Genomic DNA, 16,213 nt, shown 5'->3' on the forward strand with positions numbered 1-16,213 from the left:
TCGAGCGCCGTATCGGTTTGAAAGGAACATCATGAGGAAAGTCGTGCCACTCATCGGCGCAGCGGCTCTGCTGCTCGCCGGATGTACCGGCCAGGGCGACGGCGGCGACCCGCCCGAGTCCGCGGAATCGCCCTCGACCCAGGTGTGGGACGAGCCGGCGGCCGTCGAGGCCGCCGCGCCCACTGGGTTCGCACTCGTCGAGGGCGAGGAGCGGACCGACCTGCTCGCGGAGAACGCCGTCACCCAGTCCTTCGGGCTGACCGGCGATGAGTTCACCAGCGACCGCCTCATCGTGACCAGCTACGTGATCGACGCGAAGACTTCGACCGCCGACTACGACGCGCAGGTGGACGTTGTGCTCGCCTACGACGAGACGCGCGGGTTCACCAGTGAGGACAACACTCACTACCCGGCCCTCGTGCACCGTCAGGACGGCCTGCAGCGCTACACGGAGTTCCCTGTCGACGACGGCGACGCCGAGCGCCCGCTCATCAAGCAGAACAACTACTACGTGTTCTCCGGCAACCGGGTCGTGCAGATCACCTGCCAGTGGCGGTACCACTTCGAGGACATCCGCACCGCATGCATGGAGCTCACCCAGACCTTGGCGTTCCCCGAAGACTGGTAGCGTCCGCCGGCAGTTCGCGGCCGACGGCGCTGGGCCGTCGGCCGCGGAACTCACTCGCCCAGCATCCGGCGCAGGCGGCCCTTGGCCCGCTGCGCGAACGACTTCTTCCCGCCGTCGTACCGGCGCCATTCGTCCGCGGCCTGCTGCCAGTCGCGCGCAGCCCGCTCCCAGTCCTTCGCTTCGTTGCGCGCCGCGTTGCCCGTCTTGTTCCACCGGCTCACACGCCGGCGCAGCTCGTCCTCTTTGGCTTCGAGCCGCTTGATCGAGGCCTCGAGTGAGCCGACCCGATGCAGCAGTTGCGAAGGCGCCTCGACCGGCTCCTCCCAGTCCGCGAACCATGCCGTGCCGTCCGCCCACCACAGGCCCCAGGACTCCTCGACAGCGGTGTCCAAGTCCTCGTCGGGCCGTCGGGTCTGCAGTGCCCGGGCCAGCGCGGCGGTGCGATCCAGGACCGCGCAGGGCCGCTCGCCCTGTTGCGCGGCGGAGAGGCACTTGACCCGTCCGACCCGCTCCCTGTCGGCCAGCGCCAGCACCTCTCCGAGCCCGTTCGGTCGCAGCACCGTGCCCGGGGCGAGGGTGAGTCGGAACGGCGCCGGCGCCGCCGTCGCCGCCACTGACTCCACATAGGAGACACGGGGGTCGCCGGAGAAGACCTCGCGGATGAGCCGCAGGTCGAGCTGTGGGTCGTCCAAAGGCCGCACCCGCCCGTCCTTCAGCGTCGACCACGGCCCGACCAGCGCCACGCGGGCCTCAGCGTTGTCGGCCAGCACGGATGCCGCAGAGGCCGTGGCCATCTCGAACGAGACCTCGCTCGCGTCGATCACGACCTCCACATACGGGACGGTCCATGCGATCCCCGGGTGGGTGCGCAGATGGCGCAGGGTCGGGACCCGGTTCGCGACGAACGGCTGCCGGTACCGCTTGCCTTCGTCGCGCCGCGACTGCAGCTGCGACAACCCGAGGTGCCATGCGCGGGCGCCCGCGTCGGGGATGAACACCGCGCCCGCCTGCGCCTGCCGGTAGCCCAGTTCGGTGTCGCTGCCGAGTTTCAGGTCGGTGTCCATGCCACCGGAGCGGTCGTACAGGGCCTTGGTGAACGAGATCGTGGCGCCGTTGGTGACGGTGTAGGCGCGCAGTTCGTCATCGAGCAGCCTGTCGGAGCGCTCGAGCAGCGCCACCTCCCAGCTCTGGCCGGTCCCGCGGTCGCCGAACAAGGTCTCGACGGTGTCGGCCTCGACGGCGGCGCGCACCTGCTCCAGGTCGAGGTCGTCCGCGTCGATCTCGACGAAGCCGAGATTGCCGATGACCACGCAGTAGTCCGCGGTGTGGTGCCACCGGGCGTGCGCCTCGACGTGGGTGCGGTCGGGCAGGATGTCGGAGTCGAGCCTGAGGATGATCGGGCCCTCGGCCGTCGCGATGCCTGCGTCGACGGCGCTGGCGACGCCCCATGCGCCTTCGTGGTTGCCGATGAACCGGGTGCGCTCAGGGCGCAGCTCGGGCATCCGGAGCGGCGGCTCGCTGCCGTCGTCGACCACGATGACGTCGAGGAGGTGCGGCGGGTACGTCTGGGCGGCGAGGGCCGCGAGCGTGACGTCCAGTTCGTGTTGGGCGCCGTAGGCCGGCACCACGACGGAGACCGTCAGCTCGGGCGTCCAGCGGCCGCATTCGGGGGCCCGCAGGCTGTCGTAGCGGTTGCGCTTCACGCGTCGCTGAGGTGCTGGGGCGGGGACCGGTTGGTTCATCGCGGGGCGACCGTGCCTTTCTGGGCGTGCAGGTGCTCTTCGAGCGTGTCAGCGGCGATGGCGGGGCCGAGGTCGGTGCCGTGCCATTGCCGGTCGTTGTTGCGCAGGAATGATGCGGGCGGGGCGATCCAGGTGTGCCCCTGGGTCCGGCGTGAGACGAGGAAATTGAAACCGTGTGTGCAGTAGACGCTGCCGCCCCGGTGCTGCACGTCCTGGAGGAGCCCGCGGTCCTCGCTGGTGCGCAGGGGCCGGTACCCGCCGAGCTCGATCAGGTCGTCGCGGCGCAGGAGCATGGTCGCGCCCGAGACGTGCACGGCGAACCGCTCGCTGCGTCCGGGTCGCTTGTGGATGGTCAGGTCCAACGCTTCCAGGTGCACGAACTCGGGTTGGGTTCCGACCAGGTCGGCGCCCGAGTAGCGCGCGGCGAGCAGCAGGTCGGGCACGTGGTGGGGCCCGTACCAGTCGTCGTCGTCGAACTTGGTGACGTACTTTCCGCCGGCGGCGGCGAGCCCCGCGTTGAGCGCGGTGCCGAACGGGGCCGAGGAGGGCACTTCGACGATCGTCAGGGGTACCTTCAGTTCCGCTGTGGCGCTGCGCACTTCGGGGTCGCTCGCGGCGATGCCGTGGAGCACGAGGACGAGCTCGACGTGGTCGTGGCGCTGCGCGTCGATCTGCGCGAACGCGGCTTTCAGGAAGGTCTGGCGCCGGGTGCAGAGGATCACCGAGACCGTTTCGGGGCCGGTCGGGTCGGCGGGGAGGCCTGGCGTTCGACGGGAGGAGGCGCCGTGTGCGGCGAGCGCGGACCGGCGCAGCCGGACGCTGTGCAGCTCCCGCAGCAGCGGGTCCTCGAGATCGGTGGCGTCGTACCGGTCGATGCGGTCGAGGAGATCGTCGCCGACCGCCTTCGCCCACTCGGGAGTCCTGCCGTGGGTGACGAGCGGGACGCCGGCGGCGGCCAGCCCGGCGACGGCGGCGGCCCCGGCGACGGTGCCCGGGTGGGAGTTCCAGTCGACGGCGACAGAGCGGAGGCCGCGGCAGCGTTCGATGTCGGTATCGGTCACCGCGCCGGACGAAGGAAGGGAGAACGCGCCGGCGGTCGTCGAGTGCACACGCCATCCGCGGCCGTCATAGGCCAGTACCGCGTCGTCGGCGGTCGCGTCCCAGCGGAATCCGATCGGGTTGACCGTCGATTCGTCGACCGGGGGGAGGTGGCGAGGGTCGGGGTCCTCGTGGACGGGCTCGCGGGGGTGGGGGAAGACCGCGCCAGGGCGCGAGTGCGGCGCCGGCACTTCGACGAGGCGGGCGTGGCCGTCCCAGTCTGGGACGGCCGCCGCGGGTATCGAATGCAGGACGATGTCGGCGCTCGGATAGGCGTCGAGTTCCGAGTCTTCACTGAGCGGGGCGAGGACGCGGCCCCAGGTTCCGGCCCCCCACTGCACTGCGGCCTCGCCGACCAGGCCGACGCGGGGCGCCTGCTGCCGTGCCAGGGGTGTGCGGCGGCCGCCGCAGGCGCGGACCAGCGAGGCAAGGTCCGCGGGCTGGTCGAGGATCGTCTCGATGGACCAGCGGCCGGACCGGTCCCGCCTGATGCGCTGCTCGGTCATGGTCTGCCAGGGTCGGGTGGGCGGCAGCGTGATCGAGGTGGGCCGGCTCGTCTCCGCCATCGCGGTGACCTCGATGTAGAGGTGGCGGGCCGAGGGCAGGTGTGCGGCGTAGTGCCGCGCGCGTACGAGGTCGGTAAGGGTGCGGGCGATCAAGATTGCGGGGCCAGGGAGTTGCCGTACGGCGTCGTCGCCGAGCGGAGCTCCGGGGAGCGATGCCAGTGTGCAGAGGACCGCTGGGTCAGGGGTGAACGGCGCCAACGATGCGGTGCCGTCGTCGAACCCGATGACGCCGACGAAGGAGGGGGCGTGCTGCAGCAGCGCACGCAGGCGCGTGCTGAACGGAGGGTCGCTGATCACATGGTCGCTTTCGGATGGTGTCGGGCGCCGCGGCGGGTCGGGTGTCGCCTGCGGGCCCTGATGCGGGGCCGGCGGCCCCGTGCCGCCCTCCGAGCGGGAAGGCGGCGCGGGGAGGTCCGTATAGGAACATGGTAACTGCCGGTAGCGAGGTGCACGGGCACGTCACCACCCGGTGGCCTCCAGCACCGCCTCGCCGGCGAACGGCCCCATCGTCGCCGAGTACGTGGCGGTGAGGTGGGAGTGGTCGCGGTACGTGCGGACGTTGCCGATCACGGCCGGGCATTCGCCGTCCGGGCAGATGTACGGCGTGAGGTCGTCGAACACCACGTTGCCGGGGAGGTCCTCGTAGCGCTCCTCCGGCGGTGGTTCGACCTGGCTGAAGTCGACCGGGGTGACGCAGCCTTCAGGGCCGTGCAGTTCCATGCATTCGGGGAGGTTCTCCTCGAGGCGCGGGATGTCGCGCAGCGCGAGGACCTGGATGCCCTGCTCGTCGAGTTGGCGCCAGCGCTCGGCGAACCCGTCGTAGACGCTCTCGCTCTCGGCGAACGACCGGGAGGCGAGCGTCACGACGAGGTCCGGCTTGATCCGTTCGATCTCGGCGGCGGCCTGCTCGTTCCAAGAAATGCAGGAGTCGTTGACGTTGCCCTCGTCGTCGTAAGGGGTGTCGGTGGTGAACTGGCACCCGTCCTTGGTGATGGACACCAGGTGCCACCCGTGCTCCTCCGATGCGGATTCGAAGGCCGGCACCCAGTGGGCGATTCGGGAGGCTCCGACGAGGAGCACCGTCTGATCGCTGGCGAGGTCGCCGAACTCGCAGACGATCGCGTCGGGGCCGTCCATCTGGGCATCGCAGCCCTGGTCGTACAGGGCGGGCAGGTCGAGTTCGTCGGTCAGCGGCGGGATGAACTCGGCCTCGGGGAGCGAGGCGGCCAGCTCCTCGTCGGTGAGGACCGCCGCGCCAGGATAGACGTCGGTGTCCTGCGCGGCTTCCTCGGCAGCGCCGGCGAGGCCGGCGTCCCGCTCCAGGACGCGCTGGTACGCAACGTAGGTGCCGGTCACCACCGGCGCGAGGAACAGGACCGCGAGCGCGAACGCCCATGCGGGGCTGGTCTTGAACCTCGGGAGGTTCGCGATCTTCTGCTGCACGATCCATGTGGTCGCGGCGGCGAGCGCGAGCGAGGCGAGTAGGACGTACGCACCGCCGCGCCAGGAAGCGTGGTCGCGTTCGGCGACCTGAAGGTACATGAGCAGCACCGGCCAGTGCCAGAGGTACAGCGCGTAGGACCAGTCGCCGACCACGGTCAGCGGTTTCGCCGTGAGGAGACGGTCGACGGACACGGGCGAACCGGTCTGGCCCGCGATCATGATCGCGGTGGCGGCCAACAGCGGCCAGAACGCGATGTACCCGGGGAACATCGCGGAGACGTTGAAGAGCGCCCCGCAGGCGAACAGAGCGATCAGGCCGCCCCAGCCGAGGACGATCCGGACACGGACGGAGGGGTTGAGGTACGGCAGTACGACGGCGAGCATGCCGCCGAAGGCGAATTCCCACAGCCTGGCCCCGGTGTCGAAATAGGCCCAGGGCTGGTTCGCGGCGGTCTGGAGGACCGAGTACGTGAGCGAACCCGTGAACACCATCGAGCATGCGGTGAAGACCAGCCACTTCGGGTCGGCGCCGAACCGGCGCACCGCCAGCAGCACCAAGCCCATGAGGGCCAGCCACACGAAGTAGAACTGCCCTTGGATCGAGAGCGACCAGAAATGCTGGAGTGGACTCGTGCCCTGGTCGCGGGTCAGATAATCGACCGATTTCTCCGCCAGCAGCCAGTTTTCGTAGTAAAGCGCCGACGCGAACGATTCCTTCAGGATCTCGGCCCAGCGGGACGGCGGCATCCACAGGTAGGCGGCCACGAGGACGCCTACGAGGACCACGGCGACCGTGGGCAGCAGACGGTGGGCCAGCCGGGCGAGGAACCGGAGAGGTTCGATCCGGCCCTTCCGCTCGATGGAACGCAGGAGGGAACCGGTGATCAAGAAGCCGGTGAACAGGAGGAACACGTCGACGCCGCCGGAGACGCGGCCGAACCAGATGTGGTAGACGGCGACGAGGAGGACGGCGACGGCGCGGAGGCCCTGCAGCTCAGGGCGGAACGCTCGATGCTGCGGCTCCGGTCGCTGACGCCGCGGCGGGCCGCCGCGCTCTGTTGCCGCAGCCGGAGAAGCGGCGTCTCGCACGATGCTGAGCTGCATCGTCTCGTCCACACCGCGGGATGGGGCGTCGTATCGGGTCATCGGGGAGTGTCGGGCTTTCTGCAATGGAGGTGGCGGGCCCGCTGGGGATCGGGTCTGCGGCGGGGAGAGCGTTGCGGCGAAGCAGGTGCGCCGGAGGAGAGGCGGCCGTCGGTCGTCGCGAGGCGAGAATATCAGTGCAGGCGATGGTGCGGTGTTGTTGCTGGTAGAGGTGGCTTAGGAAGTGATGCCCGGGTCGGCGACGCCGGTGTCCTCGGGAGAGGACGCGTTGTGCGCGATGTCCCATTCGGCCACGGCCCCGTCGAGGTCGCCTTCGGCGCCGATCCATTCGAGGACCTTCGGGAAGTCGGTCTGCGCGGTCTCAAGGTGCACCGTCATGGACTCGCGGTCGCGGAGGAACTCCTCGATGTTTGCTGTGACTGTGGCGACATAGTCGCGGCAGACCTCGATGCGCCGTTCGAGCGGCCAGTCCTGGACGCCCATGACGATCCCATGGCCGTAGCTCCTGATCGACGAGGCCTTGAACGGGGAGTCCCAGCGGGCCAGATGCGACTGGGCCACCGCTTCCGGGTCTCGGAGGAGGTGCACGTACTTTGTCGCGCGGTGGTCGTACCGTTCGGCGAGCCGACCCAGGAACCAGGAGAGCCGGTTGTCGACTTCGATGTGGTCGTCGGGGAAGTCGAGCCGGTCCGAACCGACGAGCCTGGCCCGCGATTCGTGCCCGACGCTGAAGTTGTCGAGGTGCTCACAGGCTCGGGCGAAGGTCACCGATCCGCAACGACCAGTGCAGAGTACGAAGACATTGGTCATTCAGACAGTCTGCCATGGACCGTGCACGCATCGAAGTGCGCCGATTCGGGCCCTCGACCGACGGTTCGTCTCGATCGGCGGGTCTCGGCCGGAGGGGGACGCTGCGGCGGAGAGTCGGTACGATGTGGACCCGCCTCGGCACCGATTCCCCTTGAGAAGAGCGCATCATGGGCATTCGCACCCTCTTTTCCCGATCGCGCGGCAGCGCCGCCCGCGACAGCGCCGGTTCCGGCCGCTCGAATGGCTTCCTGCACGTTGCGGCCAGCAGGTTCGAGATCGGAGTGTTCAACGAGCAGTGGCTCGAATACCGCTGGCAGTTGTTCGAGACGCTCGCACTGCCCTCGCTCGACGCCCAGACCGAGAAGGACTTCGTGTGGGTGCTCGGCGTCGACCGCGACATGCCGCAGCAATTCCGCGAGCGCCTCGACGGCCTCGCCGCGACCCGGCCCTACCTGCGGCTGCTCGAACTCGAGCTGCTCGACGACTTCGAACCGCGGTTCCAGCGCTGGTGCGCTGAAACCGCTGCGGCGCAAGGCGCCCCATATGTGCTGACCACCCGGATCGACAACGACGACGCCGTCCGCTCCGACCTGTTCGGCGAGATCCAGCGGGCCGCACGTGGCCTCCTCGAAAGCGGCAGCTCACTGCCCGCGGCGATCACCGCGACGTCCGGGTACCAGTGGGTGCCCGCGACCGGCCAGGGGTTCCGCGCCTACCACCACAGCCACTCGATCGGCACCTCCCTGCTCGAGGCCGCGGCCGAGTTCACCTCGGTCTACGGCAAGAACCACCGGCGCCTCCCCGACTGGGTGGTCGAGCGGGACGGCTCCGTGCAGCACCTCGGCGGCGACACCCGCTGGTGGCTCTACGCCACCACGGCGACCTCGCTCGTGCTGCTGCGCACCGGGAAAGGTTTGCGGGACGGCACCATCGCGAACCCCGGCGCCCACGAGATCGACGACGAGGCGCTCCGCTCCTTCGGCGTCACCGAAGCCGGGCGGCTGCGCTCCATCGAGGAGCCCGCGCTCGTGGAGCACCACCTCGAACTCGTCGACGAAGGCAAGCGCGTCGACCGCGCCATCAAAGGCGTCCGGGCGGAGCTGCGGAAGGAGCCGACGGGCCCGGCACTGCAGGCGAAGCACCGGGAACTCCACGACCGGCGCAAGGAACTCGCCCGCGCCTGGGTCGCCTAGGACCGGGTCGCCCAGGACTCAGCCGAACAGCCGGCGCAACCTGCCCGCGGCCCGTCGCGGCAGCGACCGCTGCACCGGTGCAGGCGTCGCGCCCTCGAGACGTGCCAAGGCCGCCTTGAGGTCCGCGATCTCGCGGCGGCGCGCCTCGGCCTTCGAGTCCTCGGTCAGGAACCACGCGCCCGGCTCGGCCCGGCCGACACCCCACACCGCATCCAGCACCGCGTCCAGGTCTTCCCCCGGCTCGCGCAGACGCTCGGCGCGAGCCAGCGCGGCGGTGCGGTCCAGCCGCACCCGCAGCGGACCGACGCGGCTGGGCACGGCGGTCTCGACCCGCCCGAGACGCCGCTCGTCCGCGAACCGGACCAGGCCCTCGACGCCGTCGGGGCGCGGGACCGCACCGGGGGCCAGGGTCAACTGGAACGGCACCGGAGCGACCGTCGCAGGCGTCCTCTCCAGGAACCGGACCCGCGCGTCGCCGCGGAAGGTCTCGCGGATGAGCCGCAGGTTCAGGAGCGGGTCCTCCAGCGGCGCGACACGTTCCTCGGTGAGCGACGCCCACGGCCCGGTCAGGACCACCTCGATGTCGGCGGGCGCCCCGGAGAGCACCGCGTTCACCGTGGCGCGGACCGGCTCCAGCCGAGCGCCGTCGGCGTCGACCACGACGCGCACGTACGGGGTCTCCCAGGCCCGTCCCGCCTCGGCGCGCAGATGCCGTAGCGACGGGATGCGGTTGGCCGCGAACGGTCGACGGTACCGCTTGCCCTCCTCGCGGCGGGCCTTCATCTGCGACATCCCGAGGTGCCATGCCGTCGCTTCGGCGTCGGCCGTGAAGAACGCCCCCTGCTGGGCCATCCGGTAGCCCAGGTCCGTGTCGCTGCCGAGGGGCATCGTGGCGTCCGTGCCGCCGCAGTCGTCGTACATGGCGCGGGTGAAGGAGATGGTCGCCCCGTTCGCGATCGTGAACGCCCGCACCGGGTCCTCCACCACGCCGCCGGACTCCTTGACGAGCGCGACCTCCCAGTCCTCGCTCACGTCGCGGCCCGCGAACAAATTCGCGACCCGACCCGCCCCGACCGCCTCGCGCACCCGCCCGGGATCGAGCGGGTCGGCGCCGAGATCGATGTCGACGAAGGCGAGCTTCCCGATCACCGCGAAGTAGTCGCCGAACTCGTGCCAGCGCGCGTGCGCCTCGACATGGTGCGCCCCCGCGACCACATCCGAGTCCAACCGCACGATGAGCTCACCTTCCGCGGCGGCGACCCCGGCGTCCACGGCGGCGGCGATGCCCCACCGGCCCGGCCGGTTCGGCACGATCCGCGTCGCGGCGGGGCGCACGTCGGGCAGCCGCAGCGGCGGCTCGCTGCCGTCGTCGACGACGACCGCCTCGAGCAGGTCCGCCGGGTACGTCTGCGCCGCCAGGGAGGCGAGCACCAGGTCGAGCTTGTCCTGGCCTCCGAACGCGGGCACGACGACCGAGACCCGTTTCGTGGGGGTCCATTCGCCGAGGCGCGCGGGGGTGAGCGAGCCGCTGTCGTTCCGGAAGGCGCGCAGCGGCGGGGTCGGGTTCTCCATGATGAGCAGAGTTTACTTCCGGTCCTGGTCCGCCCCTGTGCGCGAGGGTACGTGCGCGTGAACCCGCGGCAGTCGGTTGCTGACCTCGGCTATGGTCTTCTGCGGGGGCGGCGCGAGGCACGCAGGTGCCACCGCGAGGGCCCCTGGCGCGTGTCATCGGTTGGGACGATGAAGCGGTCCCGGACGATCCCGCCGGGACCCCGGCACCCGCCTCCGCGACACCGCCGCCACCGCCGCCACGTCCAACGGTGGGACCATCCCCCTGCATAGGAACAATGACCACGAACTCCCGCTCCCGGTCCTCCGCCCAGCCTCCCGAGCACCTCTTCGGCACTGCGCTGGCGGACGCCGCGCTGCCCGCGATCGCCGGCAGCGCGATCCGGGGCGGCTCGCTCCTGGGCCGGTCGATCCTCGCCTCCCGGGCGGCCGACGGCGCCTCCGACCCCGCCGCCGCGCTCGCCGGCACCCGGCCCGACGCCCTCCGCGAGCTCGCCCGCGCCCTCGCCCAGCGGCCCCTCGCCGACGACGACACCGCACTGGCACTCGCCCTCTACGACCGGGCGCGTGAACTCGACCCTTCCGGGGGACCCGACCTGCACCGGGCCCTCCACTTCCGACTCGCCGTCTGGAAGGCCGCTTCGCAAGACACCGGCTTCCTGGAGCAGGACGATCGCGTCGCGAGACTCCTCGAGTCGGCCCCCGAAGACCACGCCGCCGCCTACGCCGCCGAAGCCGCACGCGGTGACGAGCAGGCCTGGTTCACCGCGTTCCGCCGCTTCGCAGACTGGGACGACGTCGTGCTCGCCGACGACGACGCTGCGCTCCCCCTCCTCGACCGGCTCCGCGCCGCACCGGGCGTCCCCGGCACTGTGGACGGTCCGCTCATCTCGGTCGTCATGACCTCCCACCGGCCCGGACCCGAGCTCATCACCGCCGTCCGGTCCTTGATGGACCAGTCCTGGCGCAACTGGGAACTCCTCCTCGTCGACGACGCCTCCGGTCCCGACCACGACCCGATCCTGCGTCAGGCCGCCGCGCTCGACGGGCGCGTCACCCTCCTCGCCCAGAGCGCCAACGGCGGCACCTACCGCGCCCGCAACCGCGCCCTCGCCAAAGCCGAGGGCGAGTTCACCGCCGGACTCGACTCCGACGACTGGGCCCACCCGCGCTGGCTCGAAACGCTCGCCGCGCCGCTGCTCGCCGACGCCGGCGCCGTCATGGCCGCGAGCATCGGCATCCGCGCCACCGGCGACCTCCGCCTGTTCACCGGCCCCGCTCAGAGCCTCGCCAAGCTCTTCTCCACCCCGATCCTCTTCCGCACCAGGCCGGTACGCGAAAAGCTCGGCTACTTCGACGTCACGCGCAAAGGCGCCGACACCGAGTTCCGCCTGCGCCTCCAGAAGACCTTCGGTGCCCGCCGCTGGGTCCGCTTGGAGGCCAAGCACACCGTGGTCCGCCAGAGCCCCACCTCCCTCTCCGGCGGTGAAGTGGGCGAAGGCTGGATGCACCCGCTGCGCGCCGCCTACGAGGCGGGGTTCCACCACTGGCACCGCCAGATCCAGTCCAAACGCGCCAAGCCGTATCTGGCCGACGCCGCCCTCGACCGGCCCTTCCCCGCACCCGGCCCGCTCTTGGGCGCGAAGCGCACCACTGTGGCCGACCGCGTCTACATCGGCGACTGGCGCTATGACGGGCCGCAGCAGCGGGCGATGCTCGCCCTCCTCGAAGACGACGCCGCCGCCGGCGTGAAGGTCGCGATCGCCCACTACGAGAGCTGGACCGCGATCGCCGACCGGTACGTGCCAGTCGGGAACGCGGCGGTCCGCCGGGCCGCCGCCGCAGGCGCCGAATGGGTCGACCTGCGCGAGATCCGTGCTGAAGGGGCGCTGGCCGCCGACGAGGCGATCGCCGCCGCCGTCGCGTTCGACTTCCCCGACGCCGGGATCGGGCCGATCGACGTCATGCCGCCCGCCGCGGAAGAACCGAAGGCGCCGGTCGGGCGCACCTCGCCCGCCCGCGCCGCCGCCGGCCGCGCCCGCTCGCTCGCCGGACGCCTCAAGCGCCTGCCGCGCAAGCTCTTGCGCGGCAAGAAGGCCGCGCTGCGGCGCGGCCTCGGCAAGGCCGCCGGGAAACTGCGGGTGCTGCGCGCCCGCGTCCGCCCGACCGAGCAGGACCTGCTCGGCGTCCCCACCGCCGAGCAGCGCCGGTCGCTGGCACTGTGGACCGACCGCCTCAACGTCGGCTGGTCCGCAGAGGCCAGAGCCCATCTGGGCGGGCTCGCCCGCTCGGAAGCGGAGCTCCCGGCGCTGCGGATCGCGGCGATGGAGGCCCTGGTCGACTGGCACGAGGCCGACGACCGCGCCGAGCGGCGCCACCTCGAGCTCGACGTCGTGATCGTCTCCAACTTCCACCTGCCCGGCGGCTCCTCCTCCTCCAATGCGGAGGAGATCCAGGCGTTCCGGCGAGCGGGTCTCAAGGTGGGCCTGCTGCACTACCCGATCTACGACTGGCCGCTGGTGCGGCCGGTCAACGACAAGATCCAGCGACTGCTCGAGGACGACGGCGTCGAGTGGATCACCGCTCATGACCGGGTCGACTGCGACCTGGCGATCGTGCGGTTCCCGCGGATCATGATGCGGCCCATGGACGACCTGCCGGACCTGCGGCCCCGCCGGACGGTCCTCGTGGTCAACCAGACCCCGTGGCACTACTACGGTCCGAAGCTCGGCCGCCGCCTCACCTGGGACGTGCGCAGCGTGCACCGCAATCTCACGGACTGGCTCGGCGAGCACACCTGGTACCCGCAGGGCCCGGTGGTCCGCGAGGCCCTGCTGCACGACCACGCCGAGGAGATCGAAGGCATCGACCTCTCGCCGGACTACTGGTACGCGGTGCTCGACGCCGCGCAGTGGCGCCGCGAGGGCCGCCGCCCGGGGGCGGGCCCGATCCGCATCGGCCGCCACACCCGCGACCACGCCCACAAGTGGCCGGAGACCCCCGAGCAGATCCTGGCCTGCTACCCGGGTTCGGAAGACTTCGAGGTCCACGTGCTCGGCGGCGCGAACGCCGCCAAGGCACTCCTGCGGCGGCTGCCCGAGAACTGGACGGTGCTTCCGTTCGGGTCGGTGCAGCCCAGGGACTTCCTGCATCGCATGGACGTGCTCGTGTTCTTCATCGCCGACTCCAGCGAGGAGGCGTTCGGCCGAACCCCGCTCGAGGCGATGGCGGTGGGGCTGCCCTGCGTGCTGCCGCGCAGTTTCGAGCCGCTGTTCGGCGACGGCGCGGTCTACTGCGAACCCGAGGAGGTCGAGGCCCGCGTGAGGGAGCTCATGGACGACCCGGAGCTGTACGCCGCGCAGTCGGCGCGCGCCGTCGACCGCGTCGAGCGGCGCTACTCGTACGATGCGCTGCTGGACCGGGTCGCGACCCTCGGCGTCCGTGTCCCGACCGCGGCGGACCTGCGGTGACGGCCGTGGGAGAGCACCGCGTCCCGCCGCTCGGCCCGATTCCCGGGAGCCGCCGCCGAGCCCTGCGCAAGCTCACCGGCCGGCTCGAGCACGGGTTCTCGACCGAGGCGATGCCGGAGCTGCGCCGCCTGCTCGGCTCGCCCGAGGAGACCGCCGCGACGCGGCTCGAGGCGGGCGCGGCCCTGCTCGATTGGCAGGAGCGGCGCCGCCGCGGCCGCGCCTCGGCCGCACGAGTCGACCTCGACATCGTCATCGTCTCCCACTTCGCGCTGCCGGGCGGCAATTCGACGGCCAACGCCGAAGAGATCAAGGCCTACCGCGAGGCGGGCCTCAAGGTCGGCCTGTTGCACCACCCGGTGTTCCACTGGGACGTCTCGCGGCCGCTGAACGACAAGATCGCGGGCCTGGTCGACGGAGCGTCGGTGCGGCTTCTGAACGCCTGGGACCCGGTCGCGTGCGCCTTGCTCATCGTCCGGCTCCCGACCGTGGCGCTGCGACTGCGAGACGACCTCCCGGCGATCGACGCCGCCCGCACCGTGCTGATCGTCAACCAGACCCCGTTCAAGTTCTACGGCCCCGAAGGGGGTGTCGAGGAGGCCTGGGACGCCGAGCGGGTTCTCGCGAACCTGAACGCCTGGGTCGGCCCGCACACCTGGTTCCCGGTGGGCCCCATGGTCCGCCGCTCACTGCTCGACCACCACGCCGACGTGGTCGCCCGGACCGACCTCGCCGCCGCGGACTGGACCGAATGCCTGGACCCGGCCCTGTGGCGGCGCGACGCCCCACGGCCGGCGGACGGCCGCATCCGCATCGGGCGCCACTCCCGGGACCACCCCCTCAAATGGCCCGAATCGCCTGAGCGCCTACGTGAATGCCACCCCGCCGACGATGACTTCGAGGTCCACGTGCTCGGCGGCGCCGGCACTGTCGCCGAACGGCTCGGCAGCATCCCCGCGAACTGGACGGTCCACGCGTTCGGCGCGATGGACGCCCGCGAGTTCCTGCACGGCATCGACGTCTTCGTCTACTTCATCGCAGAGGAGGGCCGCGAGGCCTTCGGCCTGGCACCACTCGAGGCCATGGCCGCGGGCGTGCCGGTGGTCATGGACCCCCGCTTCGAGCCCTTGTTCGGTGCGGCGGCGCGGTACTGCGAGCCCGGCGAGGTCGCCGCGACCGTGCGCGCCCTCATGGCCGACCGCGAAGCCTATGCGGCGCAAGTGGAGCGGGCGCACCTGATCGTGGACGAGCGGTTCTCGCACGCCGCACTCCTGCGCCGCGTGGCGGCCCTGGGCGTGCCGGCCGCCGGGCACTGAGACAGCACTGCGAAAGGGGCGCCGCGCGGATTGCGCGGCGCCCCTTTCTCGTTGAGCTCGTTCGGCTCTCGTGGCTAGACGAGGCCCTTCTTCTCCAGGGCGGAGCAGACGGTGTCGACGATCTTGCCGGTCACCAGGTAGGGGTCCATGTTCGCGTTGGGGCGGCGGTCCTCGAGGTAGCCCTTCTTGTCCTTCTCGACCTGCCACGGGATGCGGATCGAGGCGCCGCGGTTGGAGACGCCGTAGGAGAACTGGGTGTAGTGGGCGGTCTCGTGGGCGCCGGTGAGGCGGTCCGCGATGCCGTCGCCGTAGACGGCGATGTGCTCGGCGGGCTTGTCGTCCTGGCCGAGGGCCTCGCACGCGGCGATGATGGGCTCGTAGTCCTCGCGCATCGCCTTGGTGGAGAAGTTGGTGTGGCAGCCGGCGCCGTTCCAGTCGCCCTTGGCGGGCTTGGGGTCGATGGTGGCGGAGACGTTGAAGTCCTCGGCGGTGCGGTAGAGCAGCCAGCGCGCGAGCCACAGCGAGTCGGAGACCTCGAGGGCCGACGCGGGGCCGACCTGGAACTCCCACTGGCCGGGCATGACCTCGGCGTTGATGCCGGAGATCGGGAGGCCCGCGGCGAGGCAGTTGTCGAGGTGCTTCTCGACGATCTCGCGGCCGAAGATCTCGTCGGCGCCGACGCCGCAGTAGTAGCCGCCCTGGGGGGCCGGGTAGCCGCCCTCGGGGAAGCCGAGCGGGCGCGAGCCCACCATGAAGGTGTACTCCTGCTCGATGCCGAACCAGGACTCCTGGCCGGCGTACTGCTCGGAGAGCTCGGCGGTCTTGGCGCGGGTGTTGGTCGGGTGCGGGGTGAAGTCGGTGTCGAGGACCTCGCACAGGACCAGGATCGAGTCGCCGCCGCGGATGGGGTCCGGGGTGACCTTGACGGGGCGCAGCACGCAGTCGGAGGAGTGGCCCTCGGCCTGGTTGGTGCTGGAGCCGTCGAAGCCCCAGATCGGGGGCTCCTGGCCCTCGTCGAGGATCTTGGTCTTGGAACGCAGCTTGGCCGTCGGCTCGGTGCCGTCGATCCAGATGTACTCGGCCTTGATAGCCATCAGGTAGGAGCCCTTCAAACGGTGACGCGGTCCAGCCTGGCTCGATCCGCGCCGCAGAGCAGGCGAGCCGTGAAGCTGTGCTGCCACGCTCCCAAAAAGCAATTTCTCGTTCGTTGAAGTCGTGTAAACAGTCTGTTAACCGCTGCTGTGCGTGAGCAATGAGACGCTGTGAGTCCGGCTCAC

Annotated in this window: 10 protein-coding genes; 4 read left to right on the forward strand and 6 right to left on the reverse strand. The window is 71.0% G+C overall.

Going from position 1 to position 16,213, the window contains the following annotated elements:
* The first annotated feature begins 31 nt into the window (after positions 1-31).
* Positions 32-628 carry a hypothetical protein gene (locus O2L01_RS19445; RefSeq protein WP_270123678.1) on the forward strand — a complete coding sequence of 199 codons (597 nt, stop codon included), beginning with the start codon at positions 32-34 and terminating at the stop codon, positions 626-628.
* A gap of 50 nt (positions 629-678) precedes the next feature.
* On the opposite strand, the gene O2L01_RS19450 is transcribed toward O2L01_RS19445, so the two are convergent.
* The 4 genes from O2L01_RS19450 to O2L01_RS19465 form a co-directional block, all read right to left on the reverse strand.
* On the reverse strand, positions 679-2,331 hold the full coding sequence (locus O2L01_RS19450; protein ID WP_270123679.1) for a glycosyltransferase family 2 protein: 1,653 nt from the start codon (positions 2,329-2,331) through the stop codon (positions 679-681).
* Positions 2,332-2,366: 35 nt separating this feature from the next.
* Complete coding sequence (locus O2L01_RS19455) at positions 2,367-4,331, reverse strand: glycosyltransferase (RefSeq protein WP_270123680.1); 1,965 nt, start codon at positions 4,329-4,331, stop codon at positions 2,367-2,369.
* A gap of 162 nt (positions 4,332-4,493) precedes the next feature.
* On the reverse strand, positions 4,494-6,581 hold the full coding sequence (locus O2L01_RS19460) for an acyltransferase family protein (RefSeq protein ID WP_270123681.1): 2,088 nt from the start codon (positions 6,579-6,581) through the stop codon (positions 4,494-4,496).
* Positions 6,582-6,797: 216 nt separating this feature from the next.
* Positions 6,798-7,391 (reverse strand): hypothetical protein, encoded by a 594-nt coding sequence (locus O2L01_RS19465; RefSeq protein ID WP_270123682.1) that lies wholly within the window; start codon positions 7,389-7,391, stop codon positions 6,798-6,800.
* Positions 7,392-7,558: 167 nt separating this feature from the next.
* Here O2L01_RS19465 and O2L01_RS19470 point away from each other — a divergent pair, with 167 nt between their 5' ends.
* Positions 7,559-8,584, forward strand: a complete 1,026-nt coding sequence (locus O2L01_RS19470; protein WP_270123683.1) for a glycosyltransferase — start codon at positions 7,559-7,561, stop codon at positions 8,582-8,584.
* 18 nt (positions 8,585-8,602) lie between these two features.
* On the opposite strand, the gene O2L01_RS19475 is transcribed toward O2L01_RS19470, so the two are convergent.
* Positions 8,603-10,156, reverse strand: a complete 1,554-nt coding sequence (locus tag O2L01_RS19475) for a glycosyltransferase family 2 protein (protein WP_270123684.1) — start codon at positions 10,154-10,156, stop codon at positions 8,603-8,605.
* Positions 10,157-10,431: 275 nt separating this feature from the next.
* On the opposite strand from O2L01_RS19475, the gene O2L01_RS19480 reads away from it, so the two are divergent.
* Both O2L01_RS19480 and O2L01_RS19485 read left to right on the forward strand, forming a co-directional pair.
* Entirely contained in the window at positions 10,432-13,623 is a 3,192-nt protein-coding gene (locus tag O2L01_RS19480) for a glycosyltransferase (protein ID WP_270123685.1), read from the forward strand.
* Positions 13,620-14,936 (forward strand): glycosyltransferase, encoded by a 1,317-nt coding sequence (locus O2L01_RS19485; protein ID WP_270123686.1) that lies wholly within the window; start codon positions 13,620-13,622, stop codon positions 14,934-14,936. The genes O2L01_RS19480 and O2L01_RS19485 overlap by 4 nt, the downstream gene beginning before the upstream one ends.
* A 74-nt stretch (positions 14,937-15,010) precedes the next feature.
* Here the strand turns inward: O2L01_RS19485 and glnII are convergent, their stop codons facing one another.
* A complete protein-coding gene (gene glnII / locus O2L01_RS19490) occupies positions 15,011-16,030 on the reverse strand; it encodes a glutamine synthetase (protein ID WP_270123687.1) in 1,020 nt (339 codons plus the stop codon).
* Positions 16,031-16,213 lie beyond the last annotated feature (183 nt).

This window comes from Glycomyces lechevalierae (assembly GCF_027622945.1).
Classification (GTDB): Bacteria; Actinomycetota; Actinomycetes; order Mycobacteriales; family Micromonosporaceae; genus Glycomyces; species Glycomyces rutgersensis.

What these genes read in the sequence shown, in the direction of transcription:
- O2L01_RS19445 (WP_270123678.1), top strand. Translation starts at nt 32, where the DNA reads ATGAGGAAAGTCGTGCCACTCATCGGCGCAGCGGCTCTGCTGCTCGCC.
- O2L01_RS19465 (WP_270123682.1), bottom strand. Translation starts at nt 7,391, where the DNA reads ATGACCAATGTCTTCGTACTCTGCACTGGTCGTTGCGGATCGGTGACC.
- O2L01_RS19480 (WP_270123685.1), top strand. Translation starts at nt 10,432, where the DNA reads ATGACCACGAACTCCCGCTCCCGGTCCTCCGCCCAGCCTCCCGAGCAC.
- O2L01_RS19470 (WP_270123683.1), top strand. Translation starts at nt 7,559, where the DNA reads ATGGGCATTCGCACCCTCTTTTCCCGATCGCGCGGCAGCGCCGCCCGC.
- O2L01_RS19460 (WP_270123681.1), bottom strand. Translation starts at nt 6,581, where the DNA reads ATGCAGCTCAGCATCGTGCGAGACGCCGCTTCTCCGGCTGCGGCAACA.
- O2L01_RS19475 (WP_270123684.1), bottom strand. Translation starts at nt 10,156, where the DNA reads ATGGAGAACCCGACCCCGCCGCTGCGCGCCTTCCGGAACGACAGCGGC.
- glnII (WP_270123687.1), bottom strand. Translation starts at nt 16,030, where the DNA reads ATGGCTATCAAGGCCGAGTACATCTGGATCGACGGCACCGAGCCGACG.